Annotated in this window: 9 protein-coding genes and 2 tRNA genes; all 11 read left to right on the top strand. The window is 54.5% G+C overall.

What is annotated here, in order from left to right; translation table 11 throughout:
• Positions 1-41: 41 nt before the first annotated feature.
• The 11 genes from KXU80_RS08935 (at position 42) to KXU80_RS08885 (ending at position 17,704) form a co-directional block, all read left to right on the top strand.
• Positions 42-1,739: an extracellular solute-binding protein gene (locus KXU80_RS08935; protein ID WP_219838949.1), complete on the top strand. Its 1,698-nt coding sequence runs from the start codon at positions 42-44 to the stop codon at positions 1,737-1,739.
• Between the two features lie 80 nt (positions 1,740-1,819).
• Entirely contained in the window at positions 1,820-6,151 is a 4,332-nt protein-coding gene (locus KXU80_RS08930; protein WP_258171325.1) for a X2-like carbohydrate binding domain-containing protein, read from the top strand.
• A 136-nt stretch (positions 6,152-6,287) separates the two neighbouring features.
• Positions 6,288-8,738, top strand: coding sequence for a glycoside hydrolase family 27 protein (locus KXU80_RS08925; RefSeq protein WP_219837845.1), 2,451 nt, complete (start codon positions 6,288-6,290; stop codon positions 8,736-8,738).
• 112 nt (positions 8,739-8,850) lie between these two features.
• Complete coding sequence (locus KXU80_RS08920; RefSeq protein WP_219837844.1) at positions 8,851-10,020, top strand: SGNH/GDSL hydrolase family protein; 1,170 nt, start codon at positions 8,851-8,853, stop codon at positions 10,018-10,020.
• A 146-nt stretch (positions 10,021-10,166) separates the two neighbouring features.
• A tRNA-Leu gene (locus KXU80_RS08915) sits at positions 10,167-10,253 on the top strand.
• Between the two features lie 208 nt (positions 10,254-10,461).
• A tRNA-Leu gene (locus tag KXU80_RS08910) sits at positions 10,462-10,548 on the top strand.
• A gap of 207 nt (positions 10,549-10,755) precedes the next feature.
• On the top strand, positions 10,756-12,546 hold the full coding sequence (locus tag KXU80_RS08905; protein ID WP_219837843.1) for a cache domain-containing sensor histidine kinase: 1,791 nt from the start codon (positions 10,756-10,758) through the stop codon (positions 12,544-12,546).
• Complete coding sequence (locus KXU80_RS08900; RefSeq protein WP_219837842.1) at positions 12,539-13,960, top strand: response regulator transcription factor; 1,422 nt, start codon at positions 12,539-12,541, stop codon at positions 13,958-13,960. Before KXU80_RS08905 ends, KXU80_RS08900 begins: the two co-directional genes overlap by 8 nt.
• A gap of 189 nt (positions 13,961-14,149) precedes the next feature.
• Positions 14,150-15,058: an ABC transporter permease gene (locus tag KXU80_RS08895; RefSeq protein WP_219837841.1), complete on the top strand. Its 909-nt coding sequence runs from the start codon at positions 14,150-14,152 to the stop codon at positions 15,056-15,058.
• Positions 15,058-15,978 (top strand): carbohydrate ABC transporter permease, encoded by a 921-nt coding sequence (locus KXU80_RS08890; RefSeq protein ID WP_219837840.1) that lies wholly within the window; start codon positions 15,058-15,060, stop codon positions 15,976-15,978. The genes KXU80_RS08895 and KXU80_RS08890 overlap by 1 nt, the downstream gene beginning before the upstream one ends.
• 52 nt (positions 15,979-16,030) lie before the next feature.
• A complete protein-coding gene (locus KXU80_RS08885; RefSeq protein WP_219837839.1) occupies positions 16,031-17,704 on the top strand; it encodes a type 2 periplasmic-binding domain-containing protein in 1,674 nt (557 codons plus the stop codon).
• The last annotated feature ends 70 nt before the right edge of the window (positions 17,705-17,774 follow it).

The raw sequence follows: 17,774 nt of genomic DNA, 5'->3' as shown, positions 1-17,774 counted from the left end.
ATCAACTAAAAAGGGAGCGATTGTACGTGTTAAAAAAGAGAATGGTAAGCTTGCTTGCAATTGTCATGATGACCAGCATGGTAATGTCAGCTTGCTCCAAAGACAACGGAAACGGTAATACGGCTTCAGGCAACGAGCCGGCTAATACGGCAGCGACGAATGATACTAAGCCTGCCGATACGAATACGGCTGAACCTGCTAAGCCTGTAGACATCAAGCTGTTCGCCGTTCAGGAGCAAAACATCGACCTCGCGACAAACAAGTTCACGAAATTCGTGGAAGATAAATTCAACATCAAATTCAGCTTTGAAGCAATCCCTGGGGACGGTGCCAAGGAGAAACGTCAAATTTCCCTGGCGAGCGGCGACTTCCCGGATGCTTACATGCTGACAGCCTACGTCGATCAATTCTCGCAAGCGGACCTGATCAAGTATGGCAAGCAAGGCGTGTTAATTCCGCTGAACGATCTGATCGATCAATATGCACCGAACATTAAGGCAGCTCTCGACAGCAATGCGGACTTCAAAGCATTCAGCGTAGCGCCGGACGGCAACATCTACGGTCTCCCTGCTTACTCGCAATGTTTCCACTGTTCGTATCCGAACAAAATGTGGCTGAATACGAGCTGGCTGGAAAAGCTGAAGCTTCAAATGCCGAAAACGACCGACGAATTCAAAAAGGTTTTGGAAGCGTTTAAAAACCAAGATCCAAACGGCAACGGCAAAAAAGACGAAGTGCCGCTCAGCGGCTCGACGGAAGATTTCGGCGTACGTGTCGTTCCTTACTTGATGGATGCATTCGTCTATGACGACGATCGCAACCACTTGATGATGCAAGACGGCAAAGTTGGTTCCTCCGCTGTAACGAACGAATGGAAGCAAGGCTTGACGTACATCAAATCGTTGTTCGACGAAGGCTTGATCGATCCGGGAGCGTTCACGCAAAATGCCGAAGCGTTCAAAAAAATCGGCGAAAACGGCGATGCGCAAATTCTCGGCGCAGGCGCAGGCATGCACCCGGCAATCTTCCTAAACATCGATCACGGCAACAAAAACTCCAAAGACTACAACCCAGTACCACCGCTTACAGGTCCGAATGGCGTTTCGCTGGCTACGCATGACGGCGGCGGCGTTGCTCCTGGCGCGAAATTCGCAATCACAAGCAAAGCAAGTAAAGAAGCACAAATCGCGCTGATCAAATTGGTTGATTACATGTTTACGCCTGAAGGCCAAACAAATGGCGCATCCGGTATGAAAGGTATTGACTGGAGAGATCCAAAAGACGGCGAAGTTGCGCTTGGCGAAGGCGTAAAACCGATGGTTGCTCCAATCCCGATGTCGGAAGGCGAAGCTCCGCACAACGCCGGCTGGAGCGGCATGGCTCACTTCTACATGCCAAAAGAATACCGCGACAGCTACGTACAAGGAACGGACATCTACGATTCCGCTAACTACGAGCGTCGTCTTTACCAAGCAACGCTGCTCTACCAAGGTCATGAGCCGAAGGAATTGTTCCCGCTGTGGGCAATTTGGCTGGATCCGGCTGAAGTCGACGAGGCGACGATGCTGCAAACCAACATCAAAACGTATATCGACGAGAACGCGCTGCAATTCATTACGGGACACAAGAGCCTTGATAAGGACTGGGACAGCTACGTGAAAGGTCTGCAGGACTTGAAGCTCGACCGCTACCTGGAAATTCTCCAAAAGGCATATGATTCTTCCACATTCAAGAAATAAGCAAAGCTAGGCAACCGGGCGCATTATCGATGCATAAGCGCCCGGTTTTTTATTTCAAATAAGCAAAGGAGATGAATGACGTGATTCAGGTACGGGCAGGCAGAACAATCCGCTTATGGGTGGTTGTTGCTTTGCTAATCGTTGCGCAGCTTGGCGTGACCGCACCTAGAGGAAACACAGCGCACGCGGCAAACAACGGACTCGGCGCAAAGCCTTACATGGGCTGGAGCAGCTACAGCATGCAGGTGTATTCGGGCAATTCCGCATGGATTACGGCAGCGCAGATCAAGGCCCAGTCGGACGCGATGCATACGACGCTTCAATCGCACGGCTACGAGTACATTAACATCGACGCCGGCTGGAACGGCGGCATCGACGGCTACGGCCGTCCGGTGCCGAGCACGACGCTTTATCCGAACGGCCTCGGCGACGTCATCGACTATGTCCATAACAATGGACAGAAGATCGGCCTGTATATGATTCCAGGCTTGTCGCCGCAAGCGTACAACGACGACCTGCCGATCTACAACGCGCCGGGATGCTCCATGCAGGACATCGCGGTCCAGCCGCTGACGACGGCGGACTACTGGAATCTGGGCTACAAGATCGATTTCTCGAATCCTTGCGCGCAGAAGTACATCAATTCCATTGCGGATCTGCTGGCGTCCTGGGGCGTGGACTTCCTGAAGTTCGACAGCGTGACGCCGGGCTCCGGTCATAATGACACGACGATCGATGCCCGCGGCGACGTCGCCGCTTGGTCGCAGGCGCTCGCGCCGCACGGCATCTGGTTCGAGCTGTCCTGGGCGCTTGATCACAATTACGTCGACACCTGGAAGCAGTATGCGAACGGCTGGCGCGTCGACTGGGACGTGGAATGCTACTGCACGAATTCGGCGTTGACCTCGTGGCCGAATATCGCTCGCTTGTTCCCGGATGCCGCAACGTGGTGGCGGGATGCGGGACCTGGCGGCTGGAACGATTTCGATTCGCTGAACGTCGGCAACGGCGCGATGGACGGCTTGACGCAGGACGAACGGCGCACGGCGATGACGCTGTGGGCGATGTCTTCCGCGCAATTGTATACGGGCAACGATCTGACGAATCTGGACAGCTTCGGCATCAGCCTGCTGACGAACGATGAGGTGATCGCCGTCAACCAAGCAGGACGCCCGGCGCATCCGGTAAGCATGGATACGGATCAGCAGGTCTGGTATGCAAACAATGGGGATGGCTCCTACACGGTCGGACTGTTTAACCTTGCCAGCTCGGCAGCGACGGTCAACGTGAACTGGAGCGATATCGGGCTAAGCGGTTCGGGCGCTGTCCGCGATCTCTGGAGCCATACCGACCTCGGGACGTTTGCCGCCGGCTACAGCTCGGTGAATCTGCCTTCGCACGGCTCCCGATTGTTCAAGGTCACCGCGCAAGGCGGCACCGTGACGGCGAACGATGACGATCAGGACTTCCGTTATACGGGCAGCTGGTCCCGGAACGGAGGGCAGGAGCTTGCAGCCGCTTCGCAAAATCTGGTTATCGAAGTTGGCGATACCAGTACGCTGAATAGCGCGATCCAGCCGGCACAGGCTTCATTCAACAAGAAAACAACCGCGCAGACGGATATCTCGGCAGCGATGACGTTAAACGGGAATACGCTTAGCGGAATCACAAACGGCGGGGCGTCGTTGACAGCCGGGACTGACTATACCTTATCCGGCAGTCAGGTGACGATCAAGAAGTCCTATTTGGCCGCGCAGCCGGTCGGTACGACTAGTCTTGTGTTTGCGTTCAGCGCCGGCTCGCCTGTCACGTTATCGGTTGTAGTGACGGACACTACGAACGGAGTCGTCAGTTCGTATAACGACGATGATGCAGCTATTGCCTATACGGGCGTATGGCAGCGAAGCTCGGGACGCGGACTCGGCGACTATCACGACGACGTGCATTATACCGAATCTAACAATGCGTCCTTCGAATTCGGGTTTACGGGAACAGGAGCCTCGCTCATCACGGAGAAGGATACTTCGCAAGGGGATATCGACGTCTACGTGGATAATGTCTTCCAGCAAACGGTCAGCACTTACAACGCGAGCCGTCTCGTGCAGCAAAACGTATTCAGCGTAACGGGGCTGGCGGAAGGCGCCCATACGCTGAAGGCAGTCAAGAAATCGGGTTCGTTCATGCTGCTCGACCGTCTGGACGTTACGGCGCCTGATCTGATCATTCCGGCGCAGGCTTCGTTCAATAAGAAGGCGTCGGCGCAGGCGGATGTGAGTACGACGATCACGCCGGGCAGTCCGAGTCTGAACGGGATCGCGAACAACGGCACCGTACTCGTGTCCGGAACGGATTACACCGTAACGGGCGGCGATGTGACGATCAAGAAAGCCTATTTGGCTGCACAGCCCGTCGGCATGACGCGGCTGACGTTCTCCTATGCCGGAGGCGCCTCGCAGACGCTTGCGATCACCGTTCAGGATACGTCCGTGCAGACGCTCTCTATTAACGACTCGGACGCAGGGATCGCCTATACGGGCAGCTGGGGGTACAGCTGGAGCCGCGGCTTAGGCGATTACAACGACGATGTCCACTATACCGAGAACAATAATGATTCTTTCCAGTATGCCTTCACGGGAACGGGCATCGAGCTCATTACGGAGAAGGACAGCTCGCAGGGCGACATCGACATCTATCTCGATAACGTGTTCCAGCAAACGGTCAGCACATACAACGCCAGCCGGCTTACGCAGCAAAGCGTCTTCAGCGCTGCGGGCTTGGCCGACGCGCCGCATACGCTCAAGGTCGTCAAAAAATCCGGCAGCTACATGCTGCTCGACAGATTGAAGGCAACGATCGTTTCCGCTTCACAAAACAGCACCGTCAGTCCATCGGCGGCCAGCTTTGACATAGCGTCTCAGGCTGATGTCACCGCTGCCCTATCGTTAAACGGCAATACGCTTACTAGCGTCTCGCTCGGCGTTATACCGCTTTCGCCAACGACTGATTACTCGATTTCCGGCAATCAATTGACCTTGAAAAAAGAATATTTAGCCACGTTGGCTGAGGGAACATACTCGTTCTTCGTTTCCTTCTCGGGAGGCGACGCGCAGCAGCTCGTAATCGCCGTCACCGATTCGGCCAGAGGACGGTACTTGTCGGTCAACGATGACAATGCCCAAATCGCCTATTCGGGCTCATGGGGAACTTCGCGGGGCCGCGGACTCGGCGACTACAACGACGACGTGCATTATGCCGAGACGAATGGCGCTTATTTTGAATATGCGTTTACGGGCACCGGCATCGAATTGATCACGGAGAAGGATGCCTCGCAGGGCGATGTCGACGTGTACGTGGACGGCACGCTGCAGAAAATCATCAGCACCTACCGTGATGGGCGCCAAGTCCAGCAGCTCGCGTATAAGGCAGCGGGACTAACGGACGGCGCACATACGCTCAAGGTCGTCAAGCGCTCGGGCTCTTACATGCTGCTGGACCGGCTAAAAGTTCGCCTTTCGGACTTGATCAATCCAGATGCTGCAAGCTTTGACAAGAAGGTTTCCGCGCAGGCGGACGTCATCGCAGGCCTGTCTGTCGACACGAGCAGTCTGGTCAGCATCAAGGACGGATCGGCCATACTCACGGCAGGCAGCGACTATACGGTGTCCGGCAGCCAAGTGACGATCAAGAAAAGCTATCTTGCAAGCAAACCGGCAGGCCGGACGAACCTGGCGTTCGCGTTCCGCGGCGACTACAAGGATGACATTCATGCCGCAATGGTGAACAACGATGCATTTACCTTTGCGTTCAAAGGCACGGGCATCGAGCTGCTCGGTCCAAAAGGCCCGAATCTTGGCAATATCGATATCTATGTCGATAACGTGCTGAAGACGACAATCAGCGCGTACAACGGTGCTCGGACCACGGAGCAATCGTTGTACAGCCTGTCGGGCTTGACCAATGCGCCGCATGTGATCAAGGGCGTGAAGAAATCGGGAAGCGTCATGCTCGTGGATAAAGCACGGTTTACCGTTCCCGCCAAGGTCGTCGTCAATGACACGAATACGGGCATAACCTATTCCAGCGGCTGGACGTTGAGCTCAGGCCGAGGCTTCGGCGATTATCAGGACGACGTGCATATCCAAACGGGCAATACGCCGAACCCGCCGTTCTTTCAGTATTCATTCACGGGTACAGGCATTGAAATCATAACCGAGAAGGATGCTGCGCAAGGACTGATCAAGGTATTCGTGGATAATGTCCTCAAAGAAACGATTGATACGTCGAATCCTTCCAGGCAAGTGCAGCAAGCCGTCTACGAGATTCAGAATCTGCCGCCAGGCAGTCACACGCTTAAAGTGCTCAAGCAATCAGGAACGAATTTCCTGCTAGATGCGCTTCGAATCACCCCGTAAGATCGTGCAGAGACGGCCGGATCATCATGGTCCGGTCAATCGGGTCAATGCCATCGACTTCGGGGATCATGCACAAGGCTTGACTTTCTACATGTACGGCGCAAGCACGGTACGTATAAAAAGGAGGAAGCATGTCATGCTGCGAAGCGTAAAAAAACTGCGTTTATATTTGTTGATTGCTGCATTGTTCGCTGCCCAGATCGGTTTCATCGCCCCTAAAGCACCAATTGCCCATGCGGCAAATAACGGACTCGGTGCGAAGCCGTACATGGGTTGGAGCAGCTACAGCATGCAGGTATATTCCGGCAACTCTTCATGGATTACAGCTGCGCAAATCAAGGCACAATCCGATGCGATGCATACGACGCTGCAATCCCATGGCTACGAATACATTAACATCGACGCCGGCTGGAACGGCGGCATCGACGGCTACGGCCGTCCGGTGCCGAGCACGACGTTTTATCCGAACGGTATTAGCGACGTTATCAACTACGTGCATAACAATGGGCAGAAGATCGGTCTGTATATGATACCGGGCTTGTCGCCGCAAGCGTACAACGCGGATCTGCCGATCTACAACGCACCGGGATGCTCCATGCAGGACATCGCGGTACAGCCGCTGACGACGGCGGACTACTGGAATCTGGGCTACAAGATCGATTTCTCGAATCCTTGCGCGCAGAAGTACATCAATTCCATTGCGGATCTGCTGGCGTCCTGGGGCGTGGACTTCCTGAAGTTCGACAGCGTGACGCCGGGCTCCGGTCATAACGACACGACGATCGATGCCCGCGGCGACGTCGCCGCTTGGTCGCAGGCCCTTGCGCCGCACGGCATCTGGTTCGAGCTGTCCTGGGCGCTCGATCACAATTACGCTGACACCTGGAAGCAATATGCGAACGGCTGGCGCGTCGATTGGGACGTCGAGTGCTACTGCACGAATTCGGCATTGACCACATGGGCGAATATTGCCCGTCTGTTCCCAGATGCCGCGACGTGGTGGCGGGATGCGGGACCCGGCGGCTGGAACGATTTCGATTCGCTGAACGTCGGCAACGGCGCGATGGACGGCTTAACGCAGGACGAACGGCGCACGGCGATGACGCTGTGGGCGATGTCTTCCGCGCAATTGTATACGGGCAACGATTTGACGAATCTGGACAGCTTCGGCATCAGCCTGCTGACGAACGATGAGGTGATCGCCGTCAACCAAGCAGGACGCCCGGCACATCCGGTGTCGACCGCAACGAATCAACAGGTCTGGTACGCAAACAACGGCGACGGGACGTATACCGTCGGCTTGGTCAATCTCGGCAGCGCGGCGGCGACCGTGACGGTGAACTGGAGCGACCTCGGCCTGAACGGCGCGGCAAATGTCCGCGACCTGTGGACGCATACCGACCTGGGGGCCTTCAATACCGGTTACAGCTCGGTCAGTTTGCCTGCGCATGGCTCGCGGCTTCTGAAGGTGAGAGCCGCCGGCGGCTCAGTAACGGCCAACGACGATGATACCGGCGTCAAATACACGGGAAGCTGGCAGCGGAGCTACAACCGCGGTCTCGGCGATTACCAGGACGACGTGCATTTCACGCAGACGAACAATGATTATTTCGAGTACACGTTTAACGGATCCGGCATCGAGCTCATCACCGAGAAGGATTCCTCGCAAGGCAATATCGATATTTACGTCGATAACGTCTTGAAGGGGACGGTCAGTACGTACAACGCTACAAGGCAGCTCCAGCAGACCGTCTATGCGATCAGCGGGCTCGCGAACGGAACGCATACGCTGAAGGCGGTCAAGAAGTCGGGCACGTACATGCTGTTGGATAAATTACGCTTCAGCGTCCCGGCCGACATTGCCGTCAACGACACAGACACGTCGATTACTTACTCCGGCACGTGGACGTACAATGGGAGCAGAGGCTTCGGCGATTATCAGGACGATGTGCATTACACGGCGACGAATAACAATTACGTCCAGTATTCCTTCACCGGAACCGGTGTGGAGCTGATTACGGAGAAGGATTCAGCGCAGGGCGATATCGATATCTATGTCGATAATGTCCTTAAGGGCACGGTAAGCACGTATAATGCGACCCGGTTGACGCAGCAGAGCGTGTATCGGATCTCCGGCCTGTCAAGCGGCAGCCATACGATCAAGGCAGTGAAGAAAACGGGTACGTACATGCTGCTTGACGCCTTCAAAGTCATCAGCAATAAAATTCAAATCAACAATTCGGATGCCGGCATCACGTATTCCGGCTCGTGGTCGCTGAACGGGAACCGCGGTTTCGGCGATTACAACAATGACGTGCATTTCTCGCAAACGAACAACGATTACTTCCAATACACCTTCACGGGAACGGGCATCGAGTACATCACGGAGAAGGAAGCGGGGCAGGGCGATGTCGATATTTACGTCGACAATGTCTTCAAGGCGACGGTCAGCACGTACAATGCGACGCGGCTTGTCAATCAGGCGGTATACCAGATCTCAGGCCTATCTTCGGGCAGCCACACGTTTAAAGCAGTGAAGAAAACAGCCTCGTACATGCTGCTGGACTCGCTTCGCATTACACCGTAAGGAGGATTATTACATTCCCCGTCCTCCGGCGGTGAGCACGAGCCAATCAACTTAAATTTAAGCAGGCGGCTCTCCGCGATTGCGGAGAGCTTGCCTTGTTGGAGGATGAACCATGAACAATCAGTTGAACGCCAATCAGAACGTAAGCCCATACATATATCGTTATTGCACAGCCCGGGAAGGCCTGCCGCGTTTTCGGGAGAAGCTAAGCCGCAGCGATGCCGTTACGGTCGCTTTTCTCGGCGGCTCTATTACGGAAGGCTACGGCGCTTCCGATCCCGATCGTTCCAGCTGGCGCGCGCTCACGGAGCAATTCCTGCAGGCTGCTTATCCGGCTCTCACATGGACCTTCGTCAATGCCGGGGTCGGGGGGACGAATTCCACGCTCGGCGCACATCGGCTGCAGTCCCATGTACCGGTGAGCGATGGCATTGATCTCTTGTTCATCGAATTTGCAGTCAATGACAGTCAGCACCGGGAACACTCTGCTGAAGGAAGGGCGGAGACGATCCGAAGCATGGAGGGGATCGTTCGTCAGTGCCGCAGGCTGTCACCTCAGGCTGATATCGTGCTGCTCTATTCCGCAGATGAGCACAACCTGGCAGAGGTGGATCCGTTCTTCATATCCGTTCATGAGGAGGTTGCCGTGCATTACGGACTGCCATCTGTATCCTTCTCTGGACGAGTACGCGACTGGCTAGCGGCTGGCGAAGGGACGTGGGAGCAGCTTGCGCCTGACCGGACGCATCCGAATGATGCCGGGTATGCATGCTATGCTGGATTGCTGCGTGAATTTCTGGATCATGTACTGAAGCCCAATTCGGCGCAAAGCGCGCAGGGGACCACGGTGCTGCCAGCGCCGCTGCTGGAAGACTCGTATGGGCAGGCATCCATGCGCGACATGTCCGGGACCTATGGCGTGAAGCTGCTTCACATGCAGCAGAGACCTGAAAATATGGTCAATTGGCGCTATGCTGCCGAACATCTGGCGTCTGATTCGCCGGAGGCGGAATTTAGCTTCGACGTGAACGGACATGGGGCAGGCTTGCTGCTAATCTGCGGGCCGGATTCAGGTATATTGGAATTCGCCGTCAACGGAGGGCCGTTCCAGACCGTGAATCCGTTCGACGAATGGTGTCCGCTGTTCTGGCGGCCGGTACCGGTGAGGCTGGCCTCGCAATCGCAGGTGGAGGCGATGCGGATTACGGTACGCAATACGGCGATGAAGGATGAACGGAGCACGGGGACTTGGCTTCGCGTGCTGGCGCTGCTAGAGCATTGATCGAAGACACCGGGTCATTGATCCGATGTGCAGCATTGCCTAAGCTATTCGTAACATCATGTGAAGAAAATATTGACTTTCTACTGAAATTCATGGTATTTTAATAAACGCCGCTTCGGAAATCGATGAAGCGACATCTGCCAGATGCGGTCGTGGCGGAATTGGCAGACGCGCTAGATTCAGGTTCTAGTGGTGTAACAGCCGTGGAGGTTCGAGTCCTCTCGACCGCACCAACATATTCGATCCGAGAAGCCTTGCATGAGCAGGGCTTCTTTTTATAGTTTTAACATCGGGGAGATGGTAACCGAATTTCGGGGGCCGCTGACCACGATCCGAACAATGATTTACGCATTTTAACTCTAATAGGTTGACTTTATATTAGCAGTCATGGTATATTCTTTCTTGCCGCTTCTGAAATACATGAAGCGACATATGCCAGATGCGGTCGTGGCGGAATTGGCAGACGCGCTAGATTCAGGTTCTAGTGGTGTAACAGCCGTGGAGGTTCGAGTCCTCTCGACCGCACCAACTTATTCCATTCAAGAAGTCTTGCTGACAAGGCTTCTTTTTTATATTTATCCCGCAAGCTGATGGACGAATCGGAAGCTCGGTGGATGCTTGGCCAATTGTGCCGGCGTCTGCCGGGCTTTTTGCTTGGAGATTGACTATCTTCTTAGGTTGCAGTAATAATAGGCCTTAGGCGAATCCAAACCTTATAGAGACGGGATGAACGCAGTGGCTTTCCTGAGAAAATTATCTATTCGTTCCCAACTATTCATTCTAGCGGCTTCTACGATCATCGTCATTCTGGTCATCATTTTCCATACCTATTCCATGATGTCCGGCATGATTACGCGCAGTCATGAGGAATACGTCAAGCAGACTGTATCCGAAATTAAGAAGAACGTCGCCTCCAATCACGATGTTATTTATCGCATCATGCAGGACATTTCCTACAATCCGGACGTGCAGGATTATCTCGTGGAGACGGACAAGCTGATCCGCTACGACCGATTTACGAAGCTGAACAAATATTTGAACAGCCAGAAGGAATTGAAGGAAGGTATACAGGACATTATCATATCCGGCAACAACGGGACTTGGATCGATTTGTACGGCGGCAACCGATACGTCGTCCCGCTGCGCGTTTCGCTGTCGAGCCGCAAAGTAAACGGCTATTATGCGGGCATGCAGCAGTTCGGCGCGCTGTACGGGCGGGACGAGAAGCTGATCTTCGCGACTTCGATTACGTACAGTCAGCAGGGTGAGTTGTTCAACCGTAATATCGGAACCGCTTTCTTCATCGTAGATGCTTCCGCGCTCGTGAGCGAACAGGAATATTCATCGAAGGAGACAGGCACTCAAATTTATTTGCTCGACCGATCCCGCAAAATCATCGCGAGCAACTCGCAGGCCCGAACTGGAAGCGATTTCAAGGAAATGAAGCTCGGCAGTGAGATGCAGAGCAATCAAATTGTTCAGCTGAACGACCGCAGCTACGTGGTGGAAGCAGAGCCGCTGGCCGATATCGAAGGAACGATCTTAAGCATGGCGCCGGAGAACGAACTGCTGCGGGAGCTGCTCGATATCCGCAAGCAGGAGCTGATCATTCTGGGGATCGCGCTCCTGGTGCTGGCCGTGCCGTTCATGTTTATCATCAATAACATTTTGCGGCCGTTGAAGAAGCTGATTTTCTTCATCATGACAATCCGGCGCGGGGACCTTCTCAAATATAAGAAGCGCATCGCGCTGCACGGCTACATGGAAATCAGCATCGTGGCCACGGAGCTGAACAGCATGCTGGACGAGATCGACCTGCTCACGCAGCGGCTGCTCGAAACGAACACTAGACTTTACGGCATCGAGCTGGAGAAGAAGAAATCGGAGCTGGCGTTTCTGCGCAGCCAGATCAATCCGCATTTTCTGTACAACACGCTGGAAGCGATCACGGGAATCGCAGTCGTAGAGAAGCAGGAACGAATTAAGGCGATGACGCGTTCGCTGTCGAGCATCTTCCGCTACAGCATCAAGGGCGCAAGCGAGGTGCCGCTCAGCGAAGAAATCCGCATGATTGAATCGTATATCCGCATCCAGCAAATCCGGTTTGCCGACCGCTTCGCCGTTCATTACGAGCTGGCAGCTGAAGCACTCGCTTACCGCGTGCCGAAAATGATCCTGCAGCCGTTGGTGGAGAACGCCGTCTACCATGGCTTCGAGCCGACCTTGAGAGAGGGCGAGCTCTGGATACGTGGCTTCGTCGCAGATGACGGCACGCTGGTCATCCGCATCGAGGATAACGGCATGGGCATACCGCGGGATCGTCTGGAGGAGGTACGCGGCATGGTGGCGGCCCCGGTCTCGGGCTTGCAGGAGCCGAGCGAACAGAAGAGCATCGGGCTCGTCAATGTCAATAACCGGATTCAGCTGATGTTCGGCTCCGAGTGCGGTCTGCGCATCGAGAGCGCCGAGGGCGAGGGGACGAAGGTCGAGCTGACGATCAAAGAGAGGGGCGAGCAGCATGCATAAGGTGTTGATAGTGGATGACGAGAGCTGGGTGGTGGAGAGCCTCAAGGATCTGGTGGATTGGAACCGGTACGGCTTCGAAGTAGCCGGACAAGCGTATAACGGTGCTGCTGCACTGCAAGCAATGGAGCGGCTGCGGCCCTCCGTCGTCTTCACAGACATCCGCATGCCGGAGATGAGCGGCCTTGAACTTATTCAGCGCGGAAGAGGGTTAGACTTCCAGGTGCAATTCGTGGTCGTGAGCGGCTACGCCGAGTTTGCCTATGCGCAGAAGGCGATTGCGTACGGTGCCGCGGCCTACTGCTTGAAGCCGTTCGACGAGATGGAACTGTCCGGCGTGCTGATGAAGCTGAGCAAGACGTTATCGGCTTCGAAGCCGGCATCGGAGTCGTCCCTGATGTACTTTCTGGAGGATCAAAGCGAACTGAACGTATTAAAGCTGCAGAACGAGCTCGATCGGGCTGGCTTCGGGAATTGGCGCGAAGCAGGCATCGTGACGATTGTTGCAGTCGGTCACGGCGACCTGCCGGGAATGACTGACCCATCAATTCGGTTGAAGACGGGGGCCGCGAAGTCGACGTACCTGCTTGGTGCCGGCGAGGCGGACAAGCTCGCCGCAGCGTGGAAGGATCGGTTCCCGCCGGGATTGAATGGCATCGGCGTCAGCGGCGCGGTATCGGACCTGCGCGAGATCAAGGGGGGCATCGAAGCGGCCGATGCGCTGGCCCACCAATTTTTCGTGACGGGGGAATACGGCGTGTACGATTCCCAGCCATTCCGGCAGGAGGAGTTGAACCGCCGGATGGTGGACTTGAGCGGGGCGATTGCCCGCAAAGACGTAGCGGCAATTCAGCAGTCCTTCTGTCTGATCAGGGAGCTGTTCGGCACGCGGTCGCTCTCGATCCGGCATGCCTTTCAGGTGTACAACATGACGGTCTCGTTCCTCTTCAAGCTGGGGCAGACCGAAGATACGCTGTACAGCTATGAGCAGCTCCTATCTTCCTACCGCAACGTGCTCGACATGCTCGCGTCGCTCGAATCGTTTACTGCTCGTAATCTCGGCGCTGTGGAGCCGGCCGCCCCATCAGTCGAGACGAAGAACCGCACCTTTAACGGCATTCTGCACTACGTGACGACGCATTTCCGCGAGGAGCTGTCGCTGCAGAGCTTGTCGGAGCAGTTCTTCATGAATCCAAGCTACATCAGCCAGCTGTTCCGCAAGGAAGTCGGAGAGACGCTGACCGGATACATAGCCCGCCTGCGGATCGAATACGCGTGTGAGCTGCTGGACCAGGATGAAGCCTCGATTCAGGAGATCGCGGAGAAAATCGGCTATAACGACTATTTTTATTTTACCCGGCTGTTTAAGAAAATGACGGGCAAAACGCCCACGCAATACCGCAGCGAGCGTCAATGAAAGCGCGAACAATGTCTTCATTTTAGAAGTTATATGGATTATTTTTAGAAAACTTTCGCTGAAAGTTTTCTTTTTTTATGCCCGGATTTTAGATACGGCCGCAATCGATAAAATGCGTGCATACCTCAAGCGGAAGGATAGCGCCATAATGGGAACATATTGTTGGTAGCGCTTACGAGGAGGTTCGCCATGGGAAAAACTTTAGGGAAGGATCTGTACAAACACCGTTATCTTTACCTGCTTCTCCTTCCTACCGTGCTCTTTTATGTCATGTTTCAGTATGTTCCGATGTACGGCGTGCTGCTCGCGTTCAAGGAGCTTCACATCCGCGAGGGTATTTTGCGCAGTCCGTGGGTCGGCATGGACAACTTCAAGGAGCTGGTCGCGCAGAGCGATTTTTGGCGGGCGTTCTGGAATACGCTCTACATCAGCTGCGGACGGCTCGTGTTTGAATTTCCGATCGCCATCGTTCTGGCATTGATGATCAACGAGGTGGCACGGGAGAAGCTGAAAAAATTTTACCAAACCGTGTACACGTTTCCACACTTTATATCTTGGGTCATTATCAGCGGGATTATGTTCAATTTCCTTGGGACAACCGGCGTGCTGAACCAGATTTTGGATTCGCTCGGGTATCACAAGATGACGTTCCTGACCGACCCTTCGCTGTTCCGAGCGATTGTCTTCATCTCTAGCATCTGGAAGGAAGTCGGCTGGAGCGCAATCATTTATTTGGCGGCAATCGCCGGCATCAACCCGGAATTGTACGAAGCGGCTCATGTGGACGGAGCTGGCAGATGGCAGAAGCTGCTGTCCGTCACCTGGCCATCCATCCGCGGCACGGCGGCGATTCTGCTTATTCTCGCGGTCGGCAATGCGATGAACGGCGGCTTTGATCAAATTTTCAACCTGTACAATCCGGGCGTGTATTCGACCGGCGATATCATCGATACGTATACGTACCGCTCGGCGTTCGCGGACGGCCTCAGTTTCGGCGTCTCGACGGCCGTCGGCCTGTTCAAAGCCGTACTGAACTTCTCGCTCCTCTATTCGGCCAATTACATCGTGAAAAAACTCGGCGGGGAGGGACTTGTTTAATGGAACCGATTACGAAAACAGCAGCCGTCAGCATACAAGCTGCGGGCAGGCGCAGCAGATTCAGCCCAGCCGATCTCATCATTCACATCGTCCTTATCCTATTGACGTTAATGACGATTCTGCCGTTCTACAACGTCATTCTGATGTCGTTCAGCAGCACAGTAGCGGTATCGAAGCAGCTCGTGTACCTGGTTCCGACCGTTTTCGATCTGTCCGCATACAGCTATATTTTTCATGAGCCGCGTTTCTTGAAAGCGCTTATGGTAACCGTCTTCGTGACCGGCGTAGGCACGGCCGTCAACATGCTCGTTACGGTGACAGGCGCATATGTCCTGTCGAAGTCGGGCTTTCCGGGAAAGAAGATCGTGATGGGAGGCATTATTTTCACGATGTTTTTCAACGGCGGGCTCATCCCGTTCTACCTGACAATGAAGAACTTCCATCTGGTCAACAACCTGCTGGTCATGGTGCTGCCAGTTGCCGTCAACACGTTCTATATGATCATCTGCATCGCCTTTTTCCGCACGCTGCCGGCCGGACTTGAGGAATCGGCCAAGATTGACGGCGCCAACGATTTGCAGGTATTGTATAAGATCGTAGTTCCGATCTCGATGCCGATGATCGCAACGATTACGCTCTTCTATGCCGTGGATCGATGGAACGAATGGTGGCTTGGCGTCCTGTTCATGCAGAATGTCAACCTGCTTCCGCTGCAGGCGCTGCTTCGTGAGCTGCTGACCAATTATCAGCAGGTGCTCGCAAGCATCACGACAAGCGTCAGGGTGCAGGATTCTGATCTTCAGCCGGAAATGCTGAAGATGGCTGTGCTTGTAGTCAGTACGCTGCCGATCGCCTGCCTCTACCCGTTCCTGCAGAAATATTTCGCCAAAGGCGTTATGATCGGGTCCATCAAGGGATAGTAAGGGCGAAAGCTTTTATTATAAAATACGTTCATATAAGGGGATAAGAGACATGAACAAAACAAAATGGATCGGCTTGAACAGTCTGATCGCAGCCGCGCTCGTTACGGTCGTTTCCGGTTGCGGAAATACGAACAATGCGGATAACGCGAATAATGCACCTGCTGCATCGAATTCTGCCAACGGCAGCAGCAATACGACTGCAAACGCGCCTGCAGCGGATGACAATCCGTACAAGGAGCATATGGACATTTCCCTCTCCTGGTGGGGCATCGGCGTCGGCTTCCAGCAGCATGACGGCCTGCAGCAGAAGATCGAGAAGGATTTCAACGTGACGCTGAATCCGGTCGATATCGGCTGGGACAATTATAAAGAAAAGAACCAAGTGTGGTCGGCTGCCGGTCAGCTGCCAGACATTATTACGAACAGCATCGTCAACGATAACCCGGCTACGTACAATCAATGGGTCAGCCAAGGGCTGGTTCATGCCTTGCCGGAAGATCTAAGCGCTTACCCGAACGTCGAGAAGGTCGCTAAGGCGCAGGATGTACAGGGCGTATACCGCGATGGCAAGCTGTACGCAATTCCGCGGATGACGTACCCGAATACGGACATGTGGGCGATCGACCGTGCCATCTTCGTTCGCAAGGACTGGATGGATAAGCTCGGCATGAAGGATCCGCAGAGCTTCGCCGAGTTCGATGCGCTTATGAAAGCGTTCGCGGACAAGGATCCGGACGGCAACGGCAAGAACGATACGACAGGCATCGTCATGAATACGCTCGGTTATTTCAAGGCCGTGTTCATGCCAACGTTCCCGCAGTTCGAGAATGGCAGCTGGGTGAAAGAAGACGGCAAATGGATGCCGTTCTACGCTTCCAAGCAAATGGACCAAGTCATTACGCAAGCCCGTCAGCTGTATGCGGACGGCGGTTTGGACCCGGACTTCGCGGTCGAGAAGGCCGGTGAAGCGAATCAGAAGTTCTATCAAGGCAAGGCAGGCGCGCTGGCGCTGGCTGCGAATTCCGTCGCCGGCTCGAATGGCATTCAAGCGGAATGGGAGAAGAATAACCCCGGCAAGAAGTTTTACGATAACGTGAAGGTGCTTCATCTGTGGCCGTCCGCGGACGGTACGGTTTACCGCCATACGACGCAGTCGTTCTGGTCGGAAACGATGATCAACGCTGATGTGGATGACAAGAAGCTGGAACGGATCCTGCGCATCTACGACTGGCTGCTTTCACCGCAAGGCAAGGAAATGTTCGATTACGGCATCGAAGGCACGGATTATACCAAAGACGCAAGCGGCACGATCACGATTACGCGTCCTAAGGAAGGCAGCGCCTACGCGGATCTGAAGAAAGAATATCCATCGATGGATATCATCTCTCAGCTGGCTGCGTGGAGAAACGCAAGCTCTCTGGAAGACAGCCCGGTGAACAGACTCGCGCTCGGTGACCAATACGTCGATTACATTCAGAACGAGCTGAAATGGCAGCTGGATAACGCCAAGCCGATCCCGACGGCATTCGATATTTTCTCGATGTCCACGCCTGCAAAGGATAAGCTGTCATCAATCAACTTCGATGAAGATTTCACCCGAATCGTATTAGGCAAAGACGATCCGGTGGCGATGCTCCACGACGCGCAGAAAGGCTACGACGGCAAAGGACTGCAAGCGGCAATTGACGAAGTAACGTCGGAAATGGCGAAGCAGGGCAAATAAGGATATGAAGGAGAAAGGGAAAGGCTCTGCGCGGGCTTCGGGCGGAGTCTTTCCCTTTTTGTTACCCTAC

Source organism: Paenibacillus sp. R14(2021), assembly GCF_019431355.1.
Classification (GTDB): domain Bacteria; phylum Bacillota; class Bacilli; order Paenibacillales; family Paenibacillaceae; genus Paenibacillus_Z.
This window is presented reverse-complemented; position numbering and strand designations above follow the sequence as displayed.

Coding starts and splice junctions, on each gene's coding strand:
- KXU80_RS08935 (WP_219838949.1), top strand. CDS start 42: ATGGTAAGCTTGCTTGCAATTGTCATGATGACCAGCATGGTAATGTCA.
- KXU80_RS08925 (WP_219837845.1), top strand. CDS start 6,288: ATGCTGCGAAGCGTAAAAAAACTGCGTTTATATTTGTTGATTGCTGCA.
- KXU80_RS08920 (WP_219837844.1), top strand. CDS start 8,851: ATGAACAATCAGTTGAACGCCAATCAGAACGTAAGCCCATACATATAT.
- KXU80_RS08900 (WP_219837842.1), top strand. CDS start 12,539: ATGCATAAGGTGTTGATAGTGGATGACGAGAGCTGGGTGGTGGAGAGC.
- KXU80_RS08895 (WP_219837841.1), top strand. CDS start 14,150: ATGGGAAAAACTTTAGGGAAGGATCTGTACAAACACCGTTATCTTTAC.
- KXU80_RS08890 (WP_219837840.1), top strand. CDS start 15,058: ATGGAACCGATTACGAAAACAGCAGCCGTCAGCATACAAGCTGCGGGC.
- KXU80_RS08885 (WP_219837839.1), top strand. CDS start 16,031: ATGAACAAAACAAAATGGATCGGCTTGAACAGTCTGATCGCAGCCGCG.